At 45.2% G+C, this 25,083-nt stretch carries 20 protein-coding genes; 11 read left to right on the forward strand and 9 right to left on the reverse strand.

Annotated features, from left to right (window positions below; all coding sequences use genetic code 11):
* Positions 1 to 25 precede the first annotated feature (25 nt).
* From SSED_RS07720 to SSED_RS07730, 3 genes are all read right to left on the reverse strand, one after another.
* Complete coding sequence (locus tag SSED_RS07720) at positions 26 to 781, reverse strand: ribonuclease H1 domain-containing protein (protein WP_012141838.1); 756 nt, start codon at positions 779 to 781, stop codon at positions 26 to 28.
* A gap of 149 nt (positions 782 to 930) precedes the next feature.
* Positions 931 to 1,503: a DUF1415 domain-containing protein gene (locus SSED_RS07725; protein WP_041422039.1), complete on the reverse strand. Its 573-nt coding sequence runs from the start codon at positions 1,501 to 1,503 to the stop codon at positions 931 to 933.
* 69 nt (positions 1,504 to 1,572) lie between these two features.
* Complete coding sequence (locus tag SSED_RS07730) at positions 1,573 to 2,166, reverse strand: LysE family translocator (RefSeq protein WP_012141840.1); 594 nt, start codon at positions 2,164 to 2,166, stop codon at positions 1,573 to 1,575.
* Positions 2,167 to 2,361: 195 nt separating this feature from the next.
* Between SSED_RS07730 and SSED_RS07735 the strand changes: the two genes are divergently transcribed.
* Both SSED_RS07735 and SSED_RS07740 read left to right on the forward strand, forming a co-directional pair.
* Positions 2,362 to 2,925 (forward strand): DUF4136 domain-containing protein, encoded by a 564-nt coding sequence (locus SSED_RS07735; protein WP_012141841.1) that lies wholly within the window; start codon positions 2,362 to 2,364, stop codon positions 2,923 to 2,925.
* A gap of 418 nt (positions 2,926 to 3,343) precedes the next feature.
* Positions 3,344 to 4,312: a hypothetical protein gene (locus SSED_RS07740; RefSeq protein WP_012141842.1), complete on the forward strand. Its 969-nt coding sequence runs from the start codon at positions 3,344 to 3,346 to the stop codon at positions 4,310 to 4,312.
* A 158-nt stretch (positions 4,313 to 4,470) separates the two neighbouring features.
* Here the strand turns inward: SSED_RS07740 and SSED_RS07745 are convergent, their stop codons facing one another.
* The 5 genes from SSED_RS07745 to SSED_RS07765 all read right to left on the reverse strand — a co-directional run bounded on the left by SSED_RS07745 (position 4,471) and on the right by SSED_RS07765 (position 12,546).
* Positions 4,471 to 6,621 (reverse strand): TonB-dependent receptor, encoded by a 2,151-nt coding sequence (locus SSED_RS07745; protein WP_012141843.1) that lies wholly within the window; start codon positions 6,619 to 6,621, stop codon positions 4,471 to 4,473.
* Between the two features lie 168 nt (positions 6,622 to 6,789).
* Positions 6,790 to 7,953, reverse strand: coding sequence for a PEGA domain-containing protein (locus SSED_RS07750; protein WP_012141844.1), 1,164 nt, complete (start codon positions 7,951 to 7,953; stop codon positions 6,790 to 6,792).
* 514 nt (positions 7,954 to 8,467) lie between these two features.
* Positions 8,468 to 10,531, reverse strand: a complete 2,064-nt coding sequence (locus SSED_RS07755; RefSeq protein WP_012141845.1) for a methyl-accepting chemotaxis protein — start codon at positions 10,529 to 10,531, stop codon at positions 8,468 to 8,470.
* A 422-nt stretch (positions 10,532 to 10,953) separates the two neighbouring features.
* A complete protein-coding gene (locus SSED_RS07760) occupies positions 10,954 to 11,793 on the reverse strand; it encodes a DUF2797 domain-containing protein (protein WP_223295956.1) in 840 nt (279 codons plus the stop codon).
* Between the two features lie 252 nt (positions 11,794 to 12,045).
* Positions 12,046 to 12,546, reverse strand: a complete 501-nt coding sequence (locus SSED_RS07765; protein ID WP_012141847.1) for a glycine cleavage system transcriptional repressor — start codon at positions 12,544 to 12,546, stop codon at positions 12,046 to 12,048.
* Positions 12,547 to 12,728: 182 nt separating this feature from the next.
* Here SSED_RS07765 and SSED_RS07770 point away from each other — a divergent pair, with 182 nt between their 5' ends.
* From SSED_RS07770 to SSED_RS07800, 7 genes are all read left to right on the forward strand, one after another.
* Positions 12,729 to 14,987 (forward strand): ABC transporter permease subunit, encoded by a 2,259-nt coding sequence (locus tag SSED_RS07770; protein WP_012141848.1) that lies wholly within the window; start codon positions 12,729 to 12,731, stop codon positions 14,985 to 14,987.
* A 170-nt stretch (positions 14,988 to 15,157) separates the two neighbouring features.
* Positions 15,158 to 16,810 (forward strand): phosphate ABC transporter permease PstA, encoded by a 1,653-nt coding sequence (gene pstA, locus SSED_RS07775; protein ID WP_012141849.1) that lies wholly within the window; start codon positions 15,158 to 15,160, stop codon positions 16,808 to 16,810.
* A 119-nt stretch (positions 16,811 to 16,929) separates the two neighbouring features.
* Entirely contained in the window at positions 16,930 to 17,748 is an 819-nt protein-coding gene (pstB, locus tag SSED_RS07780; RefSeq protein ID WP_012141850.1) for a phosphate ABC transporter ATP-binding protein PstB, read from the forward strand.
* Positions 17,749 to 17,867: 119 nt separating this feature from the next.
* Positions 17,868 to 18,578: a phosphate signaling complex protein PhoU gene (gene phoU / locus SSED_RS07785; RefSeq protein ID WP_012141851.1), complete on the forward strand. Its 711-nt coding sequence runs from the start codon at positions 17,868 to 17,870 to the stop codon at positions 18,576 to 18,578.
* Between the two features lie 14 nt (positions 18,579 to 18,592).
* Complete coding sequence (locus SSED_RS07790) at positions 18,593 to 18,859, forward strand: hypothetical protein (protein ID WP_041421590.1); 267 nt, start codon at positions 18,593 to 18,595, stop codon at positions 18,857 to 18,859.
* Between the two features lie 156 nt (positions 18,860 to 19,015).
* Entirely contained in the window at positions 19,016 to 20,983 is a 1,968-nt protein-coding gene (locus SSED_RS07795; RefSeq protein ID WP_041421591.1) for a BCCT family transporter, read from the forward strand.
* A 195-nt stretch (positions 20,984 to 21,178) separates the two neighbouring features.
* Positions 21,179 to 21,541 (forward strand): YajD family HNH nuclease, encoded by a 363-nt coding sequence (locus SSED_RS07800; RefSeq protein WP_012141853.1) that lies wholly within the window; start codon positions 21,179 to 21,181, stop codon positions 21,539 to 21,541.
* A gap of 83 nt (positions 21,542 to 21,624) precedes the next feature.
* Here SSED_RS07800 and SSED_RS07805 read toward each other — a convergent pair whose 3' ends face one another.
* Positions 21,625 to 21,873 (reverse strand): DUF1289 domain-containing protein, encoded by a 249-nt coding sequence (locus SSED_RS07805; RefSeq protein WP_012141854.1) that lies wholly within the window; start codon positions 21,871 to 21,873, stop codon positions 21,625 to 21,627.
* A gap of 300 nt (positions 21,874 to 22,173) precedes the next feature.
* On the opposite strand from SSED_RS07805, the gene SSED_RS07810 reads away from it, so the two are divergent.
* Together SSED_RS07810 and SSED_RS07815 are read left to right on the forward strand one after the other, a co-directional pair.
* Complete coding sequence (locus SSED_RS07810; protein WP_012141855.1) at positions 22,174 to 23,352, forward strand: hypothetical protein; 1,179 nt, start codon at positions 22,174 to 22,176, stop codon at positions 23,350 to 23,352.
* Positions 23,353 to 23,732: 380 nt separating this feature from the next.
* Positions 23,733 to 25,013 (forward strand): methyltransferase, encoded by a 1,281-nt coding sequence (locus SSED_RS07815; RefSeq protein ID WP_012141856.1) that lies wholly within the window; start codon positions 23,733 to 23,735, stop codon positions 25,011 to 25,013.
* Positions 25,014 to 25,083 lie beyond the last annotated feature (70 nt).

Raw genomic sequence — 25,083 nt, forward strand, 5'->3', positions numbered from 1 at the left:
AGATAGGTTAAGCGAAAATGGAATGTTAGCCAGCTCTCAGGCTTAGAATCGATGCGAGTTCAATCGGTTCGGGGTAGCGGCAAAACTGCGTGTCTTTCCGGTCGATAGCATATATCGACATTCTGTCGGCTAACTCATTGCCTTCAATGCCCACGTGAGCCGCCACATGCGAGATCTGGAGCTTCTCTTTTATCTCTTCATATATGGCGTGGGATATCTGGATTATTTCAAGGTTTTTAATATCACCTGCAGTTTTTCTCTTCCAGCCTTTCTGCTTCCAACCGTAGGCCCAGTTGGTGATACAGTTAATGGAGTATTGGGAGTCACTCAGGATATGAACACTCTTGCCTTGTTTAAGGTTGTCCTGAGCGATTAGAAGCGCTTGATGTAGCGCATTTAACTCAGCGGTGTTATTGGTGCCGAAGGCGTTATAGAGTCCATACCAAAGCTCTGATAGTTCACCATTGCGGTAAACGGCGATACCTGAGCCGGCCTTTCCGGGGTTGGGTTCACAGCCCCCATCTGTATATATCTCTACATCATACTTTGTGGTGTTTTCAGGCGCGCTGGCCTTCTTTAGTGTCGAAGCTGGCTTAGGAGATGTTTTTCTGGCAAGAGTCGATGTTGCTCCCTTGCCAAAAGCCGCTTCGGCTTCGGCTTGGCTGGGAAAAGATTTATAGCGTGCCCCCGGAAATTTATCGACCAACTTTTTAGTCTGATCCCAGGTCGTGAAGATCCCTGTTTCTCTGCCTTGCCACACTACGTAAAACTTCTTCGCCATTGTTATCTCTTCTATCTATGAGTAGGGCACATATTCTTATGATATGCCTGCCTGCTGAATGCTGTTCAAACTTACTTGTTAAAAATTTACCTGTTAACGAGTAAGGACCAGTATTGATTCTCTAAACCTTTATGGAACTAATTATGAAACTACCTCTTTTTTCCCATGCAACCAGACAATAATTTCGCGAAAAAATCACAGCCTTTCTTCTGGGAGAACTCGATGTTGCGTTCCGGAATCGATTCCGGATCATCATAATTTGCCAGAGCCTGCTCCATGCTGGTTTCGCGTATGATATGCATGGTCGGGTATGGCGAACGGTTAGTGTAGTTTGATGGGTCATCCATAGCTTCACCATCGAAACAGTAATCGGGGTGGAAACTCGCGAGTTGATATACCCCCTCATAGCCTTGCTCGATAAGCAGATCATTAGAGATATCGACGAGATCCAGATAGGGGTAAAACCCTTCGAACCCTCGGGGGACGATAAATAGGGTAGTTTCAATCTCGGGGTGAGCATCCAAGTGCTGACATTCTGTGATCAAGGCCTCGAGCACATTGTGCATCTTAGCCTCATCGATAACGGCATAACGAATGCTGCGACGCTCAACTTCACGGCGAGCGAAAGGGCAGATGTTGTATTTCATGATCACACGTTCGACCCAGTTTTGCGTGTGCTGGGCTATGGCTTTAAGTTCAGTGTCCTGCTCTTGGTCTCTCATTTTATTCTTCTCTTGGTCCAGCTCTGGCTGTGTCATTGCGGCAGCCTTGCTCACTCTATGGATATCGGCTTATGGGGCGATAATAGGGATGATAGATGCTACAAGCAAGAGTGCCATAGAGATGTTGAAGATTTTTTGTTGGCGGCTATTTCTTAATAACCGTTTTAAGCCCACTCCGAATCCTAACCAGATGAAGGCGCTGGGTATGGCCACGCATAAAAAAACGGTCGCTATGGTCAGTACTTGAGGCGGCAATGGAGATTGCACACTCGTGAACGCGGCAATCGCCCCGATGGACATTATCCAGGCCTTTGGGTTCACCCACTGAAAAGCGGCGGCTTGTATAAAGCTCAAAGGATCGGGTGTGTTCTTGCCCTCTAGTTTACTGCTGCTATTAGCAATCAGCCAGGCGAGGTAGAGAAGATAAGATATACCGGCATACTTAATTATTGAGTGAATGATGGGGTATGCCTGAAACACTGTGCTCAAGCCTAAACCTATTGCGAGTACCATAGCGGGAAAACCGATGCAGACTCCTGACAGATGGGGAAGACTTCTCTTCACACCAAAGTTGACACCAGAACTCATGAGCATGATGTTATTGGGGCCGGGGGTGATTCCAGATGAGAATGCAAAAAGTGCAATAGTTAAAACCAGTTCCATGTAGATCCGCTATTGGAGATATAAAATTGTATTTTAACGGAATTCTTCGATGAGCTACAGAGTAGATGTTAGTCGCACACAATTTGAATACTCGCCAATACTTTTTAGTTAACTAATTGTAATTACTTATGAGTCAGCTTAGGTTAATCTTTAACTGGTTATTATTGGATTATATTTAAGAGGGAATCTTACATCATGTTCAAAAAACTCAGCTGCTTATTGTTAACATTTATGTTGACCGCCTGTGTCACTGTCGATGTGCCTAAGTCCAAGCCTACGCGCGCCACTATGGTGACAACCGGAGATTTGGGCTTCCTGTCACAAAGCACTCCCCGTTTTGCATGGCACCCAGCATTGGCCAGAGTGGCAACAGAGAAGGGAGTCAATGATGATAAAGTTGTCGACCTTATGCGCACGGCGATGACTAAAGTGATGGAAGCTAAAGGTTATCATCTGGTCTCTATCGATGACTCACCCGATCTACTGTTAGGTTTTGGTATCGCACTGGAATCAGAGATGAGCGATGCGGAGATACTCGACAGAGCGGGTCTGGTTCCGGGCTTGTCTACTATCGGAGTCGATGCCGATAAGCATGAAAAAGGGTCGGTGTTGGTGGCGCTGTTTCATCCACGTATGGCAGAGCCTGCATGGCGCGTACTCGCGCAGGGATTCACCGATTCAGAACAGGACAAGGATGAGCGTCAGCAGCGAGTCGACGAGCTGGTCTCACTCATGTTAGGGGCTGTGCCGTCTATTTAGTTAACTCGCTTATTTGAGTTTAGCCGTAGCTGTTAGCCGTATGAATTGGAGCTGCACTTAGCAAGAATACTTAGCTAAATATCAGTGTATCGAGTCAAAACTCTTGTTTGTTTAATTTATGCCTCTTTTTACCTGAATAGTAAGAGGGGGCTTAGTCATTTTCAGATAATTTTACAAATTGACATCTTTAGTTACACTTTTATGCCTGTTGAGCGCAGTTATTCCAGACCTTTACCTCTTTGTTGGTAGTTTTTACCTCATGAATTTTAATACTTTTATCTTATTGCATAATCCTTGTTTTGGTCTATATAGCATTCATCGCTAAAGGCCAACGTCTATAGACGTTTTAATTTTATTAAGTCAGAAATCCGGCTCCTACAATTTGAATTGAAGCAGTAAAAAATTGTGAGGTGTGGCGATGAAACTTTTAAAATTACCTATTTTATTAATGACATTGATTTTCAGTGTGGCTTGTTTGGCTGCGGGAAATCCCAGACCGGGATTTCCCCACGATACATTGATTTTCCATGTTAAGAAGGCCGCCAGTGGTTTGGTGAACTGCGGTGATGGTGGTCATGCAGCATTTGTTCGTTATGTTGAAACCGATGAAGGTCCCGTTATTGTGCCGGTAGATATCTTTATCACTATGGTTGATTGGGTTGGTGTTGATTCCGATTCCGATGGTAGCTATCACGAAGATCCTGCTGACGGTATTGATAATGATGGCGATGGTGCTATTGATGAAGATGGTTATGAGCCAGGTGCTCTGACCCGCTTTACCGATTGTGATGGTTTGGATAATGATATTAGGCTACAGATGCGTGATACCGACCCTCGTGCGGGTTGGATATCTACCCAAGAGTGGTTTATTCGGGGAATAGGAAGACCGGAACAAGAGTTTTCTTTTTGGACCAATGCCGATCAGATGGTATGTGAGGTTGTCGATGAAGAGGTTGTTTGTTCCTTTTCTGATGATCGAGACGATTGGATAGAGTTAGGTTTTGTCAGCACTGCTAGCTATAACGATGAGAAGTGTGTGAAGCAGGTATCTCTTAAAGGTAAGAACAGTAAGAAAGGTGGTGGCAAAACGGAATTTTGTGATATTACTGAAGAGTTTATGGTCGATATCGATGTCGATGGTGACCTTGCTTTCGATGGAGGGGATGATGATGGTGATGTGGATATAGCCAATCAGTTTATCTTCTCCGTAAGCTGCCTGGATCTTACTGGGGATCTATATGTTGTAGCTCCAGAAGATTGCGAGTTGAGCCGAATTATTTGGGAAGTAGACAATAGCACCACCAGTAAGGCAAAGGCTCAGGTGTTTGTGGGACATACCGGTGAAGTTAAGATTCAGAAAGGGAAAATACATGGAAAGCATAAGTAGACGTTAGATACTTCTAGCCGTTAATAACGTCGTTAAAAATCGCAGTCAGATTAATCTGGCTGCGATTGCCTCTATTTTTTTACTCGCTTTTACGGGACCGGTTAATACCGGTCCCGTTTTTTATTAATCAGTTATAAACAAGCCTGATTTAGAGCATCTTAGAAGCTCGCCTTAACTCCAAGGTTTACCGTGGTTCCCAGACCCTTAGTGTTATAACCCTTGTAGGTAAATGCCTGGGAGCGGGCCGAGTAGTAGTCTTCATTGAGCAGGTTTTCTACACCCAGTGACAGTTGCCAGTTATCAATCCTGTAGCTGCTGCTGAGGTTGACCAGATTATAGCTGCTCACAGGCCCCTGGGAACCGACATAGTTACCGTTTGTCGGCTCGAAGCGATCGCGGTCGCCCACATAGAGGTAATTAATGCCTAGGTTAGCCGCATCAAACGGCTGCCAGTCGATGCCGGCGGTAAATTTGGGGGCTGAGATTGCCTTACCGTCGAGATAGACGTCATTCTCGGTATCTTTACCCTCAATCCAGCTGTAAGTGACGTTGCTGCGTAAGTGATCCTGAATCTGATAGCTCAATTGTGCCTCATAGCCCCAGATCTTCTGTGGTGCACGTACCGGCATGTACACGCCGGTAGCTTCATCATATTTGTTACCCGTCCCCAGATCTGAGTTACTGCGGTATACGGCCAGCTCGTAGGTGAAATCGTTAAATTGTCCCGAGAAGCCCACTTCGTAGTTATCGACAACCGAGGCTTCTGTGCGGATAAGCGAGATATCATCGACCGTTGCGGTGCGCAGCAAGCGGCCTAAGTCTGAGATATCGGCACCTTGGGAGAAGCTTACAAAGGGGCTGAAGTGCTCATTCATGTTGTACCTGACACCTAAGTTAAAGGTCGTGGTGTCGTAATCGATATCTCCCCCTTTAACGTCCATGGGGACCGAGCAGGTATTTGCATCGCGGCATACCTTCAGGGTCTCATAATTATCGACGGTGAGATCCACCCTATCCTGACGTACCCCGGCTTTAACAATCCAGTCATTGTCTATGATGATTTTTGCCTGCAGATAAGCCGCAAGGTTGGTCATGTCGATCTCCGGTACCCAGATGCGTCCATCATCCAGTGGTTGAGAGCTGACGTCGTTGAGTGCATCCAGACCATAGATGAAGCTGACTTCGACATTATCCCAGTCTATCTGAGTATTAAGGTTAACTCGCAACCCTTTCTTGTCGGATTTAATCAGTGACTGGCCGCCGGCGTAGCCTTCACTGGGATTGGAGAGGTTGGTCGAATAGAAGAACATGTTTTCGATGATCTGGGCGTAGCCGTCGACCGTTAACTGAGTATTGGCAAACAGTTCATCGTCAATATACTTGAGCATAAGGTTATGGTTACCGCGCGGCCCCTGCGGCGCTCCGAGCCTTGGGTTACCGCTAGTATCTTTGATGGCATAGGTTTTTACGCCGGTATTGACGCTCCCGACCACATCGACATAATCCGCTTCCTGCTGGGCCTCGTAGTAGTTATAGGTGAGTTGCAGGTACTTCTCTTCATCGAACGCATAGCCCAGCTTAGTGAACAGGTTCTTGGACTTGGCCTCTGACAGACCATACTTCAGGCCTATGACATCACCCTCTGCATCACGTTGCAGGCCGGTCTCTTCGATAGCGCCACTGAGCACATAGCTGAAGTTATCATTGGTACCGTCTATCGAGGCATCGAAACGATAACCCGGTGTATCTTCAAATTTTACCGCGCTGAACTTACTCGAAGCGCCTAACTCTAGCCTGGCCTTGTCGTCGTTAGTGGCTTTTTTCGTGATGTAGTTGATGATACCGCCTGAAGCGCCGTTACCATAGATAGAGGTCGCGCCCTTGATCACCTCGATGCGTTCGATAGCCCCGGCATCGATGGAGCGAATACCCAACTGACCATTTCTCAGTGGTGTCGATTGAGGTACTCCATCGATCATGATTAGCGCCTGACGGCCACGCAGGCTTTGCCCTGAGTTGCTCGAAGTCCCTGAGCTTGGTGCCATGCCAGGTACACGAAATGCGAGGATGTTTTGTAGCTCAGAGCTGACCAACATATCTTGCTTTAGCGACTCGTTGTCGATCAGGGTAACCGAAGAGGGGACCTCATCGATTCGCTCTACCGAGCGGCTCCCCGTTATTATCATACGCTCCATTGACTGAGCTGTAGCGTATGTCTTATCTGCTGCGTGGGTGGCGAAAGAGGGAAGGGTAAGACAAAGCAATGCACAATGAGTGGCAAGGGCTGTCTTGCTTAATGAAAACGGCATGGTATTTCCTGGTAGGTTACAAAGAGATGCGGATGATAACCATTCTCGATTGAGTTTGCAGGAACTTTACATCTGTTGCATTTTTGTTGTGCTTGCAGGGCTTTGAAGCCGGAATAAAAAAGGACAGTATAAATACTGCCCTTGTTACTTGTACCATTCGTATTAATTTTAGGGCGTAACAGCTGTAGTTTGCCAACCATCGCTACGTTTTTGCTCGTAGAGTTCGGTCCAGACTGTCTGATCTCTATCTATCGTTAGTTCACGTTGGTAAGTCTGATAACCTTTCTTACTTATTTTAAATTGGTGTGGTCCACTTGGAAGCATCACATCCATAGGAGTACTGCCATAATCGACGCCATCGACGACGACTCTGTCACCGTAGACGTTTGAACGTATTGTCACACTGAGCCACTTCTTCGAACTGGTATAGTTGTTATCTGTTGCGATCGAGACAGATTTACTTTTTGGCTCGACACAGTAACTTTCCTTGAGTTCTAAAAGTTGGCAGGCGGCAATATTTGAGGGGTGGCTACGCATTTCAGACTGAATTTGAGTGACGAAGTTACTGCTGCCATTAAATTCATTTTTTAACGTTTGGCTATTCATGACATGGATGTTAAAAGACACATCGTCGGCATGGACCTTTGCTAATTCAGATTCTGTTAAACTATCAATCAGCTTAGCTTTGAAAACTCTAACCGCTTTTTGCATAGTAAGGATTTTTCCTTGCTCTGCACATTCGGCTAATGTCATTTTAAGATTACAAGTAACGGTATGAGAGACATCAACCGAGTCATTAAAGGTTAGCTCTTTTTCGATACGTTTTACACGGGCACCTTTTTTAAGTTCTTTAAGCTGTGCTATTTCGTGGCTTATGGAGGCCTGGCGCTTTTTACTACCTTCGATAATGGCTGTCTGCTCTGTTATCGAATGAGCGATGAGCTGTTTTTCCTTCTGGCTATCTTGCAGTGATTGCCATGCTTGTTGATATCTGTTTTTGGTGGCAGTAATGTCAGCTGAAGGATCATTAAGTAGTGCCTTAAATTGATTATCTAGCTGCTTTTGTGCTTTTTTTCTGTTCTTTTCTGCGTCAAGGACAGCCGTTGCCGCCTTTTCCTGTTGACTTAATAGTGTGCGCTGCTTCTTGTTATAGACAATAATTTCTTCAGCTAAGATAGTTTGTTGTCGCTGTACACCTTTAATCTTCTGGCTCAAAACAGAAACAGGGTTATCGGTAGCGTGAGCAGCAGGAATAGATAACTCTCCGGCTGTTGCTTGTAGAAAAAATGGTGACAATGCGAAAATGAACGTCTGAATAACTCTATTAGTCATACGTCTCTTGCCCTTTAGTCTATTTAATTGATCAAGGAAATTAAATATTGCTAACCAATATATAATTTAAGTATTTACGATTTTAGCACGCAAATAACAATTGATATTTAGCATCTGATCACAAATTTAGTATTAAAAAGGTGTGTGTAACAAGTTCCACATATAGCTAACATTGATATTTTTAAGTGTAAAAAAATCAAATTTGAATGTTGGTACAATAAATGAGCAGTCTAGTGTTGGTGAAATATATCAGTCGGTGAAATAAATACTGATATTTGACAGTTAATCATGGTGTTGACGATATGTTGATATGGGTTTACAGCAGGCTTGATAGGCTGATACTTATTAGATAAGGTTAATTCAGAGAATGGCAAAATAAGATTGCTGGATCTTTATTCTTTGGCGATAGTTATGTATTGGGTTATCTGAGATATAAATAAAAACTAATTTAGCCTATTTTAACCAATGCTCAGTTATTTGGGCATTGGTTAAAAGGGATATTTCATTTTCGCTTTTAAGCGAGCTTAAACTTACTGACTAACACATTGAGTTGCTCGTTAGCTGCCGAAAGGTTTTGAGTGCTTAGCGCCGTTTGTTGGCCGTTTTGTAATAGCTCAAGTGCCATGGCCTCTATGGTGTGCATATTTCGGCTAATCTCATCGGTTACTGCACTTTGCTGCTCGGATGCCGTCGCGATTTGACTGCCTAAATCGTTAATTTCCACGATAGAACCTGTCATGGTATCAAGGCTGGTGGTGACGCGTGAGGTATTTTCTGCCACCTTCTGGCAGCTATTCTTAGTCTCGGTCATCACTTTTTCTGCCGTTGCCGCATCGCGTCGTAATGTGGACAAGATCTCCTCTATCTGAGCGGTACTCGATTGTGTACGAGAGGCGAGCGAGCGTACCTCATCGGCGACGACCGCAAATCCTCGTCCCTGTTCTCCGGCGCGGGCGGCTTCGATGGCGGCATTGAGAGCGAGCAGATTAGTCTGTTCGGCGATCCCTCCTATAACGTCGAGTACCGATACGATCTGCTTGGTGTTCTCGCTCATGGTATTGATGCTGCTGGTCGCCGTATTCATCTCCTCTACGAGAGCAATGACACTGTTTGAAGCATCGACAACGGTGACCTTAGAGGCTTTAGCTTCTTCATTGGCTTGTTGGGTGCTCGACGCCGTTTGCACCGCACTTTGGGCCACGGCTTCTGCTGAGGCGTTCATCTGAGTGATCGCCGTAACTGCGAGTTCAGTCTCTGAGGTGTGACTATTGAGGGCCTGGCTGTTTCGTTCAGATTGGCCGTTAAGTTGCGTGATCCCTTCGGTGATCTCTTTAGAGGATTTAGAGATATCGAGCATCATATCTTGAAGGTAACTGATAAAATTATTCACCGAATGACCTATATCTGCAAGCTCATCACGGGTAGCGATCTCCAATCGAGAGGTCAGATCTGCTTCGCCGGTGGAGAGGGTCTCTATGCGCTCTTTAAGTACGACCATATCTGTGATTATCTTGTTCAGCAGCCATACACAGAAAATAAGCGCAAGGACGATAAGTACACTCGTTACCGCGATACTCTGGTAGATTTTACTGTCAAATATCTCACGGGTTCCTTCGGTCAGTCCCTGTTGAATAGAGGTGACATCGGACTCATAGGCGCCGGTGCCAATGACCCAATTCCACTCGGGGAGGATCTTCCTGACGTATGAGATTTTGGCCTCGGCGCTATTCGCCGAAGAGGAGGCCGGGAGCAGGACGAAGGCCTCAGGCTGCTCACCCAAGGCTTGCTTTGCCTTATCGGTGTTTGCTGTTTGTTGACCTATGAGGCTTTTTTGAGAGTGGGCCAGGATTTTACCGCTGGTATCTTGTATCCAGAACTCACCACTTTCACCATATTTTGCTGCCATAACGGTCTGTAGTGCGGCCGTTACCTTATCCTGTTTCAGGGTGCTGATGTACTCACCGGTAGCAATGACCAGATTGAGTGGTTCAAAATAGAAGGAGGCAGAGAGCTTCTCTTCGACCTTCCCTGTGGTTGGATTGGAGAAGAAGTAGCTGGTGAAACCTACCTTATTTTCTTTGGCGGCGGCTACAATATTTCGAGCGTAATAATTGCCTTTTTCATCGACAACATCACGACTATTTCCCATCGATACACCACCAATACCGGCGGCTTCGTTTGTCAGGGTGTCTGCGTCATAGGCAAACAGGTAACGGCCCTTTCCCCACTGATATTCGTTGATAAAGGTATAGACCATCATATCGGGATCATCGGTGAGATTATTCTCGTACATGCGATTTATGATACCGCGAAACATGACAATCTCATCGCCCAGAGCCTGTCTGATATTTTCTACTCTGGACTGTTGATAGAAGTCGTTGACCGAACGGCTGAGCGTATCCACCTGACCGATAAGATTCTGTTTTACCAGGCTTTCGACTTTATTGCTGATATTAAGCTCTTCTTGTTTGAGAACCGCCTGTTCAATCACGATCATGTTGACGATGAAGTAGCCGGAAACAGCAACGAGTAAGGCACCTACTAATATGATTAATTTAGCTTTAATTGTCATTTTCATGAAAACCACCCTAGGATGAATTCGATAAGACATAAGAAAAATCTAATGAATATTAAGAGCCAAAAAACAGTTAAATACAACATGGTGGTTGCAAAAGTGTGAACCCGGTGTAACTACGACAGCTCAAATGGGATCTGATTAACAAATATATTGAAAATGCCAGGCCGTAGATGAAGATGAATTGTGAAACATTATCCCTGGGAGAGTGAAGCTAACTAATTGGGAGTTATATATATTAGTGCAATATAGTATATGACGATTCTGAAATTTTGAGAGGCTGGATAAAATGAATACTTGGGTAGAGGCGGGTGAGCATACCGGGGTTTTAAAGTATGCCGTCATTGTTAATTTTTTCTAAAGGGGAGATGAGCATGAGCCGGATTTCTCCTGTAAAGGGGGACCGGCCCATGAGCCCCGATCGGTTAGCCGACACTTATCTCATAGGAGGTAAACTTGCGTAGGTTGATGACGCCGGTGTCGAAGATAAGATATTGCCCCTTAATTCCCTGCAAAACCCCGCTAACGATAGGATTTTTATCAAAATTATGTGACGTTATCTTTGTCGGGAACTCAGTGACAGGGAAATGTATCTCCTGAATATCTTCATTGAGCTTCTCGATGGCGTATTCGCCATGGGCCATACAAATCTCATGAATTTTACTCTCAACCTGGGGTAAAAGCTCGGTAGCGTGAGCTTTAAGATCGATATTTTCCGCATTACCTTTGAGCATAGTGCGCCAGTTGGTCTTATCAGCAATCAACTTCGCCAACTCGACTTCCACTAAACCTGATATCTGTCTTGTCGATACCTTTAAAATGGGTAAGCCCTGAGTGGCCCCCTGATCTATCCAACGTGTTGGTAACTGGGTATGACGGGTGATGCCGACCTTGAGACCCGATGTATTTGACAGGTAGACATAGTGAGGGACGAAACAGTTGTCTTCTCCCCACTGTGGCTCACGACAGGTACCTTGGTCAAAGTGACAGGTTTCGGGCTTCATGATGCACATATCGCAACTTGCCAGCTTCTTCATGCAGACAAAACAGTGTCCTTGAGAATAACTTTTTTTGGTCTTTTTGCCGCAGTTACTGCAGCAAATTTTGCCGGTATGCGTCAAGGTAACTCTAGTGCCGATAAGAGGGTTCATGGCTAACAGCTCATCACCTATGGGCAGTTGGTATTCTACCCGCCCATCATTATCTAGTGTGGCGCGCATTTTTTTTATCGTACCTGAGACAGTACCTAACATTGAACCTGACATAGCTGTTCCTAGCATAAATATGCCCTATTAAAGATAAAGCATAGAATTGAGCAAGACATTGAGCTGGCGTTAACGACCAGTCTTCTGGATAGGTCACAGTCTAACAGATTGTTTAAACGACCTCTGATAGATTTTTTCGATTGCTACCAGTAAAAAGAGACTTGAAAGAAGTAGGAAAGCTGAGTGGCATATTCATGAAGGAGAGTGAGTGGATCTCACTCTCTTTGAGCTGGTCTTTAAGTATTTAACAGTTTAAGTGCTGATTTTATCCAGAACCACATCATCACCTATTTCATATAGCGCACTCGAAAGCAGCTCCTCTTGTTCGGGGGTTTTTATTCCAAGATCGAAATTAGCTCTGAAGAGGGGCACACCCGTGTGGCTCGCGCTCTCATAACGCGTGCTGAAGTGTTCAATATTAATTCCAAGTGCACTGATCTTGTTTGAAATATCATGTACTAAGCCTGGTCTGTCATAGGCCACGAGTGAAAAACTAAAGTGTTTAATCTGATGTGGGTTTTTATTGGTTTTAGCATAGGTCATGCTTAAACCTTCTATACACTCTAAGTTTTCGGCCAGAATATCCCAGTTAGAAGCCGGGACCTCTAAAAGGAGTATGGCCGCAAAAATTCCGTCGATATGACGAAGTTCAGAATCGAGCCAATTACCACCATGACGGCTAACCGCGTGCGCGATCTGTTCGACTAACCCTTTTCTATCGGCTACCTGTAGGGTGACTAAGTATCGTAACATGTTGATTTAGCTCCTTTGAATAAATATTATCTCTGGATTTGTACCTTGTAACACTAGTGTCATCTTTACGTCATATAATTCGACACATCAGAATAATGAGAGTGTTTCTAAGCTATTGTTAGCACAGCAATTGAAACAATCCCAGTGAAAACTCTACTGACTATTTAATAAACGAGGTTCTAATGGTAACTCAGGTAATAAAACCTGATCCAAAGGCTAAAAACCTACTGATGAGTAAAGGCTCGAGTAGAAGGGCTATTCAGGACAGATTAACCCAAGTGGGGGTGACGATTGGGGGGACGATGGTATTTGTCGCTCTGCTATTGATCTTCTTTTATCTGCTATACGTTGTTAAACCAATCTTCGATGGCGCCGAAGTCGCTCCACTGGTCAGTGTCGATGTTGCGAATGATACGAGTCCGGCATTGATGGTTGGCAGTGATGAACAAAATGAGATCATCTACCGCGTATCAGAGTCTGGTCGGGTCGATTTTTATGATGTGAAAAATGGCCAGTTAATCGAAACACAAACGCTTTCTCTTCCTCAAGGTGTAGAGGTTGTTGGCAGTGCGTCTTCGGTGGTCAGTGAGCAACGATTTGCCTTGGGCCTAAGTAATGGTCAGGTGTTACTTGCAGGTATCGACTTTGGCGTGACCTATCCGAATAACCAACGCGTGATCACTCCGAACTTAAGATACCCAGCCGGAAGAGAGCCGTTCGCTGTCGATGAGAAGGGCTCACCGCTCAATAATCTGATCTTTGGTTATAGCAGTGACAAGATGAGCTTCGCCTATCAAGACCAGGATGATCTTTGGCATCTCACCCGCCAGGAAGGCGAAGAGAACATGATGACCGAAGAGGTTGAATGGATTGCGACAACGGGCTTGATCAATGATGCGCCGCAGGATGTCCAGCAAAGATTAATGACTCCTGATCAGCGTCAGCTTCTATTGAGAAGCGGTGATAAGCTGTTTATCTATAATATTCGTGACGCCGATGATATCTCCTTACAACAAGTGCTTGAGTTAGAATTGGCTAAGGCGAAGGTCACCGATGTGAGTCTACTTGCCGGGGCGAGCTCTATCTTGGTTAGCTATGATTCGGGCCTGGTTGCGCAGTACTTTCAAGTCAATGGTGAGCGGGGGCGTCAATACCGGGAGATCCGTTCATTTGACACTTCCTCATCGGTTGCCAGCGTTGCCAGCGAATTTTATCGAAAGAGCTTCGTGACAGTGAGTGAAAAAGGTGATCTGACACTCCTGTATACCACCAGTGAACGTGAGTTATTTTCAGAGCCTTTTGGCCTTAACAATCCTAAAAAAATCGGTTTCAGTCCAAGAGCTAACGCGCTTGTGGTGGAGGCTGGATCTAAACTGCATCTATTTACCGTTGAAAACTCTCATCCTGAGGTTTCCTGGAGTGCGATGTGGAGTAAGGTTTGGTATGAAGACTATCCGGAACCTAAATATGTATGGCAATCGACATCCGGTTCCGATGACTTTGAGGCTAAGTTAAGTCTGATGCCATTGGCTTTCGGAACCATGAAGGCCGCGCTTTATGCCATGCTGTTTGCCACTCCACTGGCGATTGCCGGCGCGATCTATACCGCCTATTTCATGTCTCCAAAGATACGTTCCATAGTGAAGCCGACGATTGAGATAATGGAAGCTTTACCTACCGTGATCTTGGGTTTCTTAGCGGGACTCTGGCTTGCGCCTCTGATTGAAGACAATTTGCCGGGTATTTTGGTGTTGCTCTTGCTGCTACCTTTATCGATTCTGGCCACGGCATTTGCCTGGCATAACCTGCCTGGAAAGTGGAAACAGCGTCTGCCTGAAATTTATCAGGAACTGATGCTATTGCCTGTGATTATCTTTATCGGTTGGTTCTCCTTCGCTATTAGTCCCGCCATCGAAGTTGCCTTCTTCCATGGTGACTCGCGTATGTTTATTACTAATGAACTGGGGATCACATTCGATCAGCGTAATGCGTTAGTTGTCGGTATCGCTATGGGGTTCGCGGTTATTCCGACTATCTTCTCGATTGCCGAAGACGCTGTGTTCTCAGTGCCTCGCCACCTGTCAAATGGTAGCTTAGCCTTAGGCGCGACTAACTGGCAGACCTTGACCCGAGTGGTCTTGCTTACGGCGAGTCCGGGTATCTTCTCTGCGATAATGATGGGTCTGGGTCGCGCGGTGGGAGAGACCATGATCGTGCTTATGGCAACGGGTAATACTGCCATCATGGAATGGAGTGTATTCGAAGGTATGCGGACACTGGCCGCTAACATTGCTGTAGAGATGCCTGAGTCGGCGATTGGCAGTTCACACTACCGGGTGCTTTTCCTTGCAGCCTTTGTTCTGTTTATTTTCACCTTCTTCTTCAACACCATAGCTGAAGTGGTGAGACAGCGTCTGCGTGAACGTTATAGTTCACTGTAATGATGAGTAATGGAAATGATGACTAGATATATGAAAATGAATATGTGTGTTTTCGAGCTAGGATGTTGGAGTATTCGTCATGGGTAAGTGGTTTAAGTCTGGTTCTCCTTGGGCTTACAGAATGAATGACTGTGGTGCTGTTTTTGTGCAAGGATTTTGGAGTATGAATCATGGGTAAGTGGTTTAAATCCGGGTCTCCGTGGATATGGATGACTGGTGGGGCGGTGAGCATCAGCTTAATTGCCGTACTGGGATTATTGTTGATGATTGCCTGGCGTGGCCTCAGCTATTTCTGGCCTGCAGAAATTTATCAGTGGGAGCTGAACGATCCAGAAGGTGATCGTTACACCTTAATTGGTGAAATATATGATAAAGAGGAGGTGCCAACCGAGCGTCTTATCTCTGCGGGTCATGTGTTTAAGGAGACGCCAGGTGAAACGGTGACGCGTTATCTGGTTAAAACCGGTAACCGTGAGTTCGTTGGATTGGATTTTCGCTGGATATTAGCGACAGATATCATCTCGCGCACTCAACCTGAAAATATTGCCGTGATTGAGAGAAGTAAAAACGGTGATTTCTATGGTTACCCGATTGCAGTGGTTGAAGATGGAAAGCGACTCGCCCTCGATGATATCGAGGCCTCTTTTGAGGCGCATATCGAACGTGCCGTAGAGCTCAATGATCAAGCGGTAACACTGCAAAAGAGTGAAATCGGGTCGATAAACCATGAAATGGAACAGCTTCGTTTACGGGAAAGACGTTATGAGTTAGATGGTCAACTCACCGAGGGGCGCAAGGCGGAAATTGCAATTAAGCAAGCGAGCTTGCAGGCTGAATACTTGCTGCTGGAGAAGTCCTTCTTTGCCCTTCGCACCGAAGCGGCACGAGACTCGGTGATCATCAAAGATATGCGCGGCGAAGAGGTCGTGCTCAAACTCGATACGATTTTAGATGTTACCTATTCCAATCGTATCAGCCTGATAGGAAAAATCGGCCACTGGTTTGTCGGTATCGGCCGGTTTGTCAGCGATGACCCACGGGAAGCGAATACTGAAGGCGGTGTATTCCCGGCTATCTTCGGTACGGTGTTTATGGTGATGTTGATGGCGGTTATTGTGACCCCTTTTGGCGTTATCGCGGCGATCTATTTGCATGAATACGCTAAGAAAGGGCCTGTGACTAAGATGATCCGTATTGCTGTGATTAACTTAGCGGGTGTGCCATCGATTGTGTATGGTGTATTCGGCCTTGGCTTCTTCGTCTATATGTTTGGTGGCACGTTAGATCAACTCTTTTACCCTGAGGCGCTGCCTGCCCCGACTTTTGGTTCGCCGGGCGTGCTCTGGTCTGCATTAACGTTGGCGATTTTGACTCTGCCTGTGGTGATAGTTTCAACCGAAGAGGGACTGAGCCGCATTCCCAGTGCCGTACGTCAAGGCAGTTTAGCGCTTGGGGCTACAAAAGCTGAGACACTTTGGCGCATTGTTATCCCCATGGCGAGTCCGGCCATTATGACGGGATTGATTCTGGCGGTGGCCCGCGCCGCCGGTGAAGTTGCTCCATTGATGCTGGTGGGAGTCGTAAAGCTAGCACCGACCTTGCCAATCGACATGAATTTCCCATTTGTGCACTTGGAACGTAAGTTTATGCACTTAGGTTTTCACATTTATGATGTGGGTTTTCAAAGCCCTAACGTGGAAGCCGCGAGACCTTTGGTCTATGCGACTTCGTTCCTGCTCGTTTCAGTCATCGTGTCATTAAACTTGACTGCTATCGGCGTACGCAACCATTTACGCGAGAAGTATCGCTCGCTTGAGCATTAAAAACATATACCCAAACGGGAGCTCTGAAACGAGCATTTTTAAGTGGCTTGAGTATATATCGCCACCCAATGGCATAAATAGAGCGGCCAAGCCGCTCTGTTAAAGTGATAGGATATAAAATGATTTCCATAGATAAGTCCGCTATGAACACAAATTCAGTCGATCTGAACAATTTGAGCCAGGAAGAGACAGCCCTGGAGATCCGCAACCTGGATCTAAAATACGGTGATAAACAGGCACTTTTCGATGTATCGATGAAGATCCCCGAAAAACAGGTTACCGCATTTATCGGGCCAAGTGGTTGTGGTAAATCCACACTGCTGCGCTGCATCAACCGAATGAATGATCTGGTTGATAACTGCCATATTGGCGGGGAAATTTTGCTCAACGGGCAAAATATCTACGACAAACAAGTCGATGTCGCCTCTCTGCGCAGAAATGTCGGTATGGTGTTCCAGCGTCCAAATCCTTTTCCTAAATCAATTTATGAAAACGTCGTTTACGGCTTGCGTCTGCAAGGGATAAATAATCGACGCGAACTGGATGATGCTGCCGAACAATCTTTGCGTGGCGCCGCCATTTGGGATGAAGTGAAAGACAGGTTACATGACAATGCGTTTGGCCTTTCCGGTGGTCAGCAGCAGCGTTTGGTGATTGCCCGTGCGATTGCCATCGAGCCAGAGGTTTTACTTCTCGATGAGCCAACATCGGCCCTGGATCCTATTTCGACACTGACGATTGAAGAGTTGATCACCGAGCTTAAATCTAAATACACAGTCGTGATCGTGACCCATAACATGCAACAGGCGGCGCGCGTCTCGGATCAAACTGCCTTTATGTATATGGGGGAGCTGGTTGAATATGCCGATACTAACACCATATTTACGACGCCAAGAAAACGTAAAACAGAAGATTACATCACGGGTAGGTACGGGTAATAGAACTGATCAGTTTTCAGACCCGACTCTTGTGTACCCAGACGACCTCTGAAATGAGAATTTTGAAGTGGCTTGGGTATATATGGGCATTAACAGAATTGGAAAAGGTTTAAATTGCAATGGAAAATATGAATTTAAGTAAGCACATCTCTGGTCAGTTTAATGCCGAGCTGGATGATATCCGTAATCGTGTCTTAGCTATGGGCGGTTTAGTCGAACGTCAACTGGAACAGTCTCTGGATGCCCTAAGTACATTGGACTCTGAGTTGGCGCAGAAAGTTATCGATGGCGATCATAAGGTCAATGGTATGGAAGTGGCCATAGATGAAGAGTGTACCCGTATCATTGCCAAGCGTCAGCCTGCTGCGAGCGATTTACGTTTAGTACTTGCGATATCGAAAACGATTACCGATCTGGAGCGCATCGGTGATGCTTGCGTGAAGATAGCTAAGGCTGCAATGGATAAACGCTCTAAAAACCAGCAGCCACTACTGGTAAGCATCGAGAACATGGGACGTCACGCGACGCGTATGCTCAATGCCACTTTAGATGCTCTGGCGCGTATGGACGCCGAAGTGGCACTCGAGCTGCATAAAGAAGACATTAAGTTAGATAAAGAGTATGAAGGGATCATTCGCCAATTAATGACCTATATGATGGCCGATCCACGTTCAATTCCCGAAGTGTTAGATGTGCTTTGGGCTGCAAGGGCTGTTGAGCGAGTGGGTGACCGTTGCCAGAATATCTGTGAGTACATCATCTATTACGTGAAAGGGAAAGATGTGCGCCATGTCTCCTATGAAGAGATGGAGAAAGACCTTAATTTTTAATTTGCTTAAGAATAGTGAAACCTAAAAATAAAATCTTTTTAAAACAAGCGGCTACGGAGTTGCTTGTTTGTTTTTATAACGTCAGCTCAGATTTAAGGCTGAATTTAATGTATAATATACTTATCTTTGTGTATAGACAGATTGTATTCAATAGTGCCGGACTGATTAAATTTATTGGATTTGGTCGCTATTTAATGGGATTTGTTGTTTTTAGCTTTTCGGTTAACGATGAGTTTAAAAGCATTGGCGTAGAAGCCTGGCTTAAAAGAACCTTAGCGTAAAACCTGAGTATATAGCCTTTTTGGCGTTCACAAATTGTGATTTCCGGCGCAGTTACAGTTATGCAAAACTGTATGATGCCTCACCGTCTAATGTTGGCCGGGATCTCTTGTAGTTGAGTGAGCTGTATCAACTATGTGCTAATCTTCGAGAGTTTTATGTCGATCAAAACCAGTATTAATCCTCCTGTTTTTTTCTCTTCCGTTTTTATCATAGCGTTAATGGTGTTTGTCGGGGCTATCTGGCCACAGCAGGCACAAATTGTATTTAAGTCAGCCCAGTCTTGGTTCGAACTTAAGGCCGGTTGGCTTTACATCTTAGGTGTTGCCATCTTCCTTATCTTTATCATCTTTGTGATGGTGAGTCGTTTCGGTGATATTAAGTTAGGACCGGATCACGCCGAACCCGATTACAGCTACAAAAGCTGGATAGCCATGCTGTTTTCAGCCGGCATGGGCATCGGCTTGATGTTCTTTGGTGTTGCCGAACCTGTTATGCACTATTTAGCTCCACCGGATGCGACTCCTGAGACGATTCAGGCCGCTAAAGATGCAATGAAGATCACTTTCTTCCATTGGGGGATCCATGCCTGGGCCATCTATGCGGTTGTCGCACTTAGTCTGGCTTATTTCTCCTATCGGCATAAGCTACCTCTACTGCCACGAAGTGCCCTTTATCCTCTGATTGGTGAACGTATCTATGGGCCTATAGGGCATGCTGTCGATACATTTGCCGTTATCGGAACCATGTTTGGTGTGGCCACATCTCTGGGTTTTGGTGTGTTACAAGTTAACTCAGGGCTAAACTATCTGCTCGGTGTGCCGGTAAATGCTTACGTCCAAGTTGGGCTTATTATCGCGATTTCATTGATTGCGACACTCTCAGTTTTCTCCGGGTTGGATAAAGGAGTTAAACGACTCAGTGAATTGAACTTAGGTTTAGCAATATTACTACTAATTTTTGTGCTGATCTTTGGACCTACCGTTGAGCTACTACAGGCCTTTGTACAAAATACCGGAGGATATTTGAGTGATATTGTCGGTAAAACTTTTAACTTGTATGCCTACGAGCAGAAAAATGATTGGATTGGGGGTTGGACCTTGCTCTACTGGGGCTGGTGGATCTCATGGTCCCCATTTGTAGGAACCTTTATTGCCAGAGTTTCCCGTGGCCGTACCATCAGAGAGTTTTTGGTGGGTGTGTTATTCGTACCTACTGCGTTTACCTTCTTGTGGATGACAGTATTTGGTAACACGGCGATAGATGCGATCATGGACCATGGTGCAAGCTATCTGACGGAAGCTGTTTCAAGTGATGTCTCCGTTGCCTTGTTTGTCTTTTTTGAGCATATGCCATTTTCCACTCTGCTATCGACGATAGCCTTGTGTCTGGTTATCACCTTCTTTGTTACTTCGTCCGATTCGGGGTCACTGGTTATCGATAACCTAACATCGGGTGGCGATCATGAAGCACCTGTATGGCAGCGTGTCTTTTGGGCGCTACTTCAGGGCGTTGTCGCTTCTGTTTTATTGCTTGCCGGCGGCCTGCAAGCACTACAAACGGTAGCGATTGCCAGTGCATTGCCTTTTTTGTTAGTCATGCTCTTGATGTGTTTTGGTTTGTACAAGGCACTCCAGGATGACTGGCTTAAGATCAACAGCGTGCAGCTTCATAATACGAGTGTACAGTTCACCAAAACTAACGTGAATTGGGAAGACCATATCGATGTGTTAGTGTCTCATCCGAGTAAAGAAGATGCACAAAATTTTCTCGACAATGTGGCCACGCCGGCGCTGACTAAGGTGTGTAAGAGCTTTATCAGTAAAGAGATCCCTGCAGAGTTGTTGCATTTTGAAAATCGTATTCGTTTCGTTATCGCCAACGAGGAATATGATGACTTTGCCTATGGTCTACGGGTACGTGCATTTACCATCATCAACCCAATCGAGAGTGAACTCGATGAAGGTGAAACCGATTATTATCGGGTCGAGGTGTTCCTTGAGCATGGCGGTCAACATTATGATGTGATGGGCTTCACTCAAGATCAGATCTTGGCAGATGTGGTGACCCAGTATGAAAAGTATCTGCATTACCTGCACCTATCCAGTTCAGAATACTTAGGTTAAGAGCTAGGTTAATCGAGACAGGGTAAATATTTTGTCTCAAATACCCGGTTAAAATCAAACAGCCCTGATGGTATCATTAGGGCTGTTTTTTTATATTCACTCATTTAACGATTAATCATCGTGTCAGGAGCCTCTGCGGGGTTCGTTTAACAATGGGTCTGAATAAGCGTTTAAACATAATTCGAGATGAAAGATATGTCAGCAAACCAAGGCCCAAGTAAGTTAGATAAAGTATTGGCAGAAGCCAGAGAGTATAAAGCGAAACGAGAAACGGGTTATCGAGAGCAAGCGCTTAAGCTCTACCCCTGGGTCTGCGGTCGTTGCACGCGAGAGTTCAATAATGCCAACTTACGTGAGCTCACTGTGCATCACAGAGATCATAATCATGATAATAACCCATCTGATGGGTCTAACTGGGAGTTATTGTGCCTATATTGCCACGATAATGAACACTCTAAATTTGAAGAGTTGATCCAATACGGCGCGACTAAAGAAGCTAAGGTCGAAGCGGCAACCTACAATCCTTTTGCAGACCTCAAAGGCATGATGAAAAAGTAAAAGTTAGCTTGTAAAATACCTGAAAGGGTTTCTGGCTTTGAGAGGAAGAGATATGCGGTATATCTCTATCTCTTTAGCAGGAGTTACCCTGTTACTAATGCCTCTTCCTTCAGGCGAGCAGCCACCTCCTGCCATCTATCCTTGCTTATTTTTTCACTGTTTAGCCCTTTGCCTAACTCAGCTTTACGGCCGGGGATCTTCTTCCAGACCTGGGCTTTAAAGGCATCATCGGCTTTACTCCAGCCGACGATTTCATCGATATTTCGATAACAGCCCATGCAGATATCATCTTCGTTTACACCGCACTTCGCCACACAAGGAGATTGAATCATGTCATTTCCATTTATAATTTAGAGTCATATTCTTATTGGTGGTGATTTTAATGTTCTTCGTCATAGTATTCAAGGTGAATTGGTGTTAGGTGGTTGGGGTGGCTGAATTGTTTGTTATGTGAGTCATCATTCTTAAGCGAAGTAAAAGCGGGCTAGATTTTTACTAAATATTACCTTAATGAATAACCAATAGTGGGATCATTTATAGGTGATAAGCGGTTAATAAGTTAAACTTACAAACGAATTAATTTACTTTTTATACTAATTTTTCAATGGATTGGAAAAATAATTGGGGGCTTTATGAAAGTGTTATTACGCTTAACGGTGATGGCTATGCTTGGTCTGCTTACATCAGCATGTTCATTATTGGAAGTTAAGCTAGAAAGTGGTATCGAACCACTGCCTCAAGAACAATTGAATATGCGGGTATTCAGTCGCGATTTTAGCAGTTCTTTTTATAGCAAGGTCGAGCTCACGGCCGATGAGATCGCATCCTTTGAAGACGCCGGTGAGCAATATATTTATCTCAAATCCAATGCATTGATGTGGAAGATCTATTCTGAACAGGCGCTGCAGAGGACTATTTTTCAAACCTCACCTGTCGCAGCAATGGTTGATACCTGGGCATTTACGGCGCAGATGACCGCCTTCTATGAGACTGGTGCCGGTCGGTCTCTTTTTGGTTTACAGCAAACACTCGCTATTGAGGCAAGCAGGGCATTACAGTCACAGTTTGAATCTACAGTTAAAGGCTTCCTAACGTCGACTGAATTTCAGAAAAATCGTGATTTTATCGAACAATACGTCGTTGTTAATCCGCTGACCGAGATGACCTTTAGCCGGAAGTCGGCATTTAATGATTGGTTAAAATTCAGGGAGATAAACGAATTTGAAGCGGTGACAACCTTCGGTTCAGTGCCGGAGGTGATGAGTGATATCTCTGATCGTATGGCGATGATCTCTGAGCAGATGCCAAAAATTCTTGGCTGGAAGGCTGAACTCTATGCATTGCACTCTAATATCAATGCCGAGGAGATACAGAAGACGTTGAATCATATCAGCGTCACATCGGCCAAATTCCAGGAACTTATGGCACAAAGCCCCGAGATGATGCAGACATTGGCTGTCGATATGCGTCGTGAATTAACTCCCTTATTGCAGCAGCTCAGTGATTCAACTGATAGTAAATTAGCCCAGTTATCTACAGAGCGACAAGCGTTGGAGTTAATGGTTAAGAGTGAACGTATTGCTTTAGAAGATATGGTCGCAAGAGAGCGTGTTGCTGCTGCCGCCAATTTAGATGAACTTTCTAAGCATACTGTCGAGGTCGTATTTCAAGAGCTGACAAAAACACTCAAGAGTTTGATCTTATACTTTGTGCTTTTCCTCCTAGTGGTGTTCTTTGCCCCCTTAGGTTTGGGTGTCTGGCTAGGTAAGCGTATGGAAGTTAAGAAGGCGCAAAAAGCACATGAGCTATAAGTTTTAAGTTTTAAGTTTTAAGTTTAGAACGAGCCTGAACGCTGTCATCCATAAACTCTTTATTTTAAAGCGGGTGACGGCGGTTGAGTTAACAGCTATTGATTTATATTCTTCGTGACTCGTGATTTTTTCCGAGTATGCATCTGGGTACTTCTGCTTTATAATCCTACCTAGTACCTAGTACCTAGTACCTAGTACCTAGTACCTAGTACCTAGTACCTAGTACCTAGTACCTAGTACCTAGTACCTAGTACCTAGTACCTAGTACCTAGTACCTAGTACCTAGTACCTAGTACCTAGTACCTAGTACCTAGTAGCTTGCGTGTAGAGCTCAACGCTGCCTCTGATATCTTGTAAAGAGAGTGACCACTATCCAGTTTATGCCTAACAATCCGCTAAAGCCCCAGCAAAAGACCGCGCACAAGACCCAACAAAGCGCCTTATTTAAAAGGCTTGATACCTTGTTAGTTCAAAGTCGTGACTTATGGCAAGTTAAGGCATTCGAGTGCACGTCGCTTCCATGGGGGACTCAGTTCCCGCGTTTAGCCGAGCGTGTCTGGTCGATTGCTGATGAAGATATTGATGATGTCGACAGAGGGCAGTCTTCCCTTATTGCCGTACTATTGCCCTCCCTGACTGAAGATCTGATGGAGGCTGGACTCGAGTGGGAGTTGAGTCTGTTGGACATCACATCGCCATTGTGCGGTGAGCCAGACAAAGCGTTATTGTCCCATAGAGAGCTGCCCGATAGTGAGCTATCTCATTTCAGCGCGGGTATTAAGGGACGTAAGTGGGAACAGATTAATGCTTTCGCAGGGCAATTAACTCGGTGTGATAGTGACGTGTTGGAATGGTGTGCCGGTAAGGGGCATTTAGGGCGTTTGATTGCAAAGGCCCATAATCGTTCTGTCGTCAGTCTCGAGTGGCAACAAAGCTTGTGTGAAGCCGGTACTGACTTTGCCGAGCAGTGGCATCTACCACAAACCTTCATTTGCGCCGATGCGTTTGCAGCCAAGCAAAGCCAGTTAAAAGTTAATCAACAGGCCGTTGCACTGCATGCTTGTGGTGATCTTCATGTCGAGCTGATTCGGTTAGCCTCAGTGGCCGGGACCAGGAATATTGCATTTTCACCTTGTTGTTATCACCTTATTCGTGCCAAAGAGTACGAAGCTCTTAGCAGAGGTGCGCGTAACAGCGCGCTGAGCCTGAGCCGACATGATCTGCAATTACCACTGCAACAAAGTACGATTGCCGGCAGTAAGCAACAGGAGCTGAGGCATCGGGAGATCGCCTGGCGCCTTGGATTTGATTCATTGCAGCGCGAGGTTCGAGGTTGCGAGAAATACCTGCCAATTCCTTCGATAAAGCAGAGTCAGCTCAGTGGTGACTTTAATGCTTTTTGTCTCTGGGCCGCACAAACAAAATCAGTTCCTTTACCAGAGAATATAAATTTTGAGTATTTTGAACAATCAGGTTTGAAACGTCAGCGATTGACCAGAAGAGTCGATCTGGTTGCTCACCTTTTTCGAGCCGTGCTGGAACATTGGTTGTTACTGGATAGAGTTTGTTTTCTTGAAGAGCAAGGCTATAGTGTCTCCCTCAGGAAATTTTGTTCAGAGCGGGTTACACCGCGTAATTCATTAATTCAGGCCGAAAAATAAACAAAAAAGCGTTTAAATGACAAAGTTAAATCTAAGTCACTGTTTATTAAGGTTAGCCGGGTTATTGTGT

Source organism: Shewanella sediminis HAW-EB3, from assembly GCF_000018025.1.
Lineage (GTDB): Bacteria > Pseudomonadota > Gammaproteobacteria > Enterobacterales > Shewanellaceae > Shewanella > Shewanella sediminis.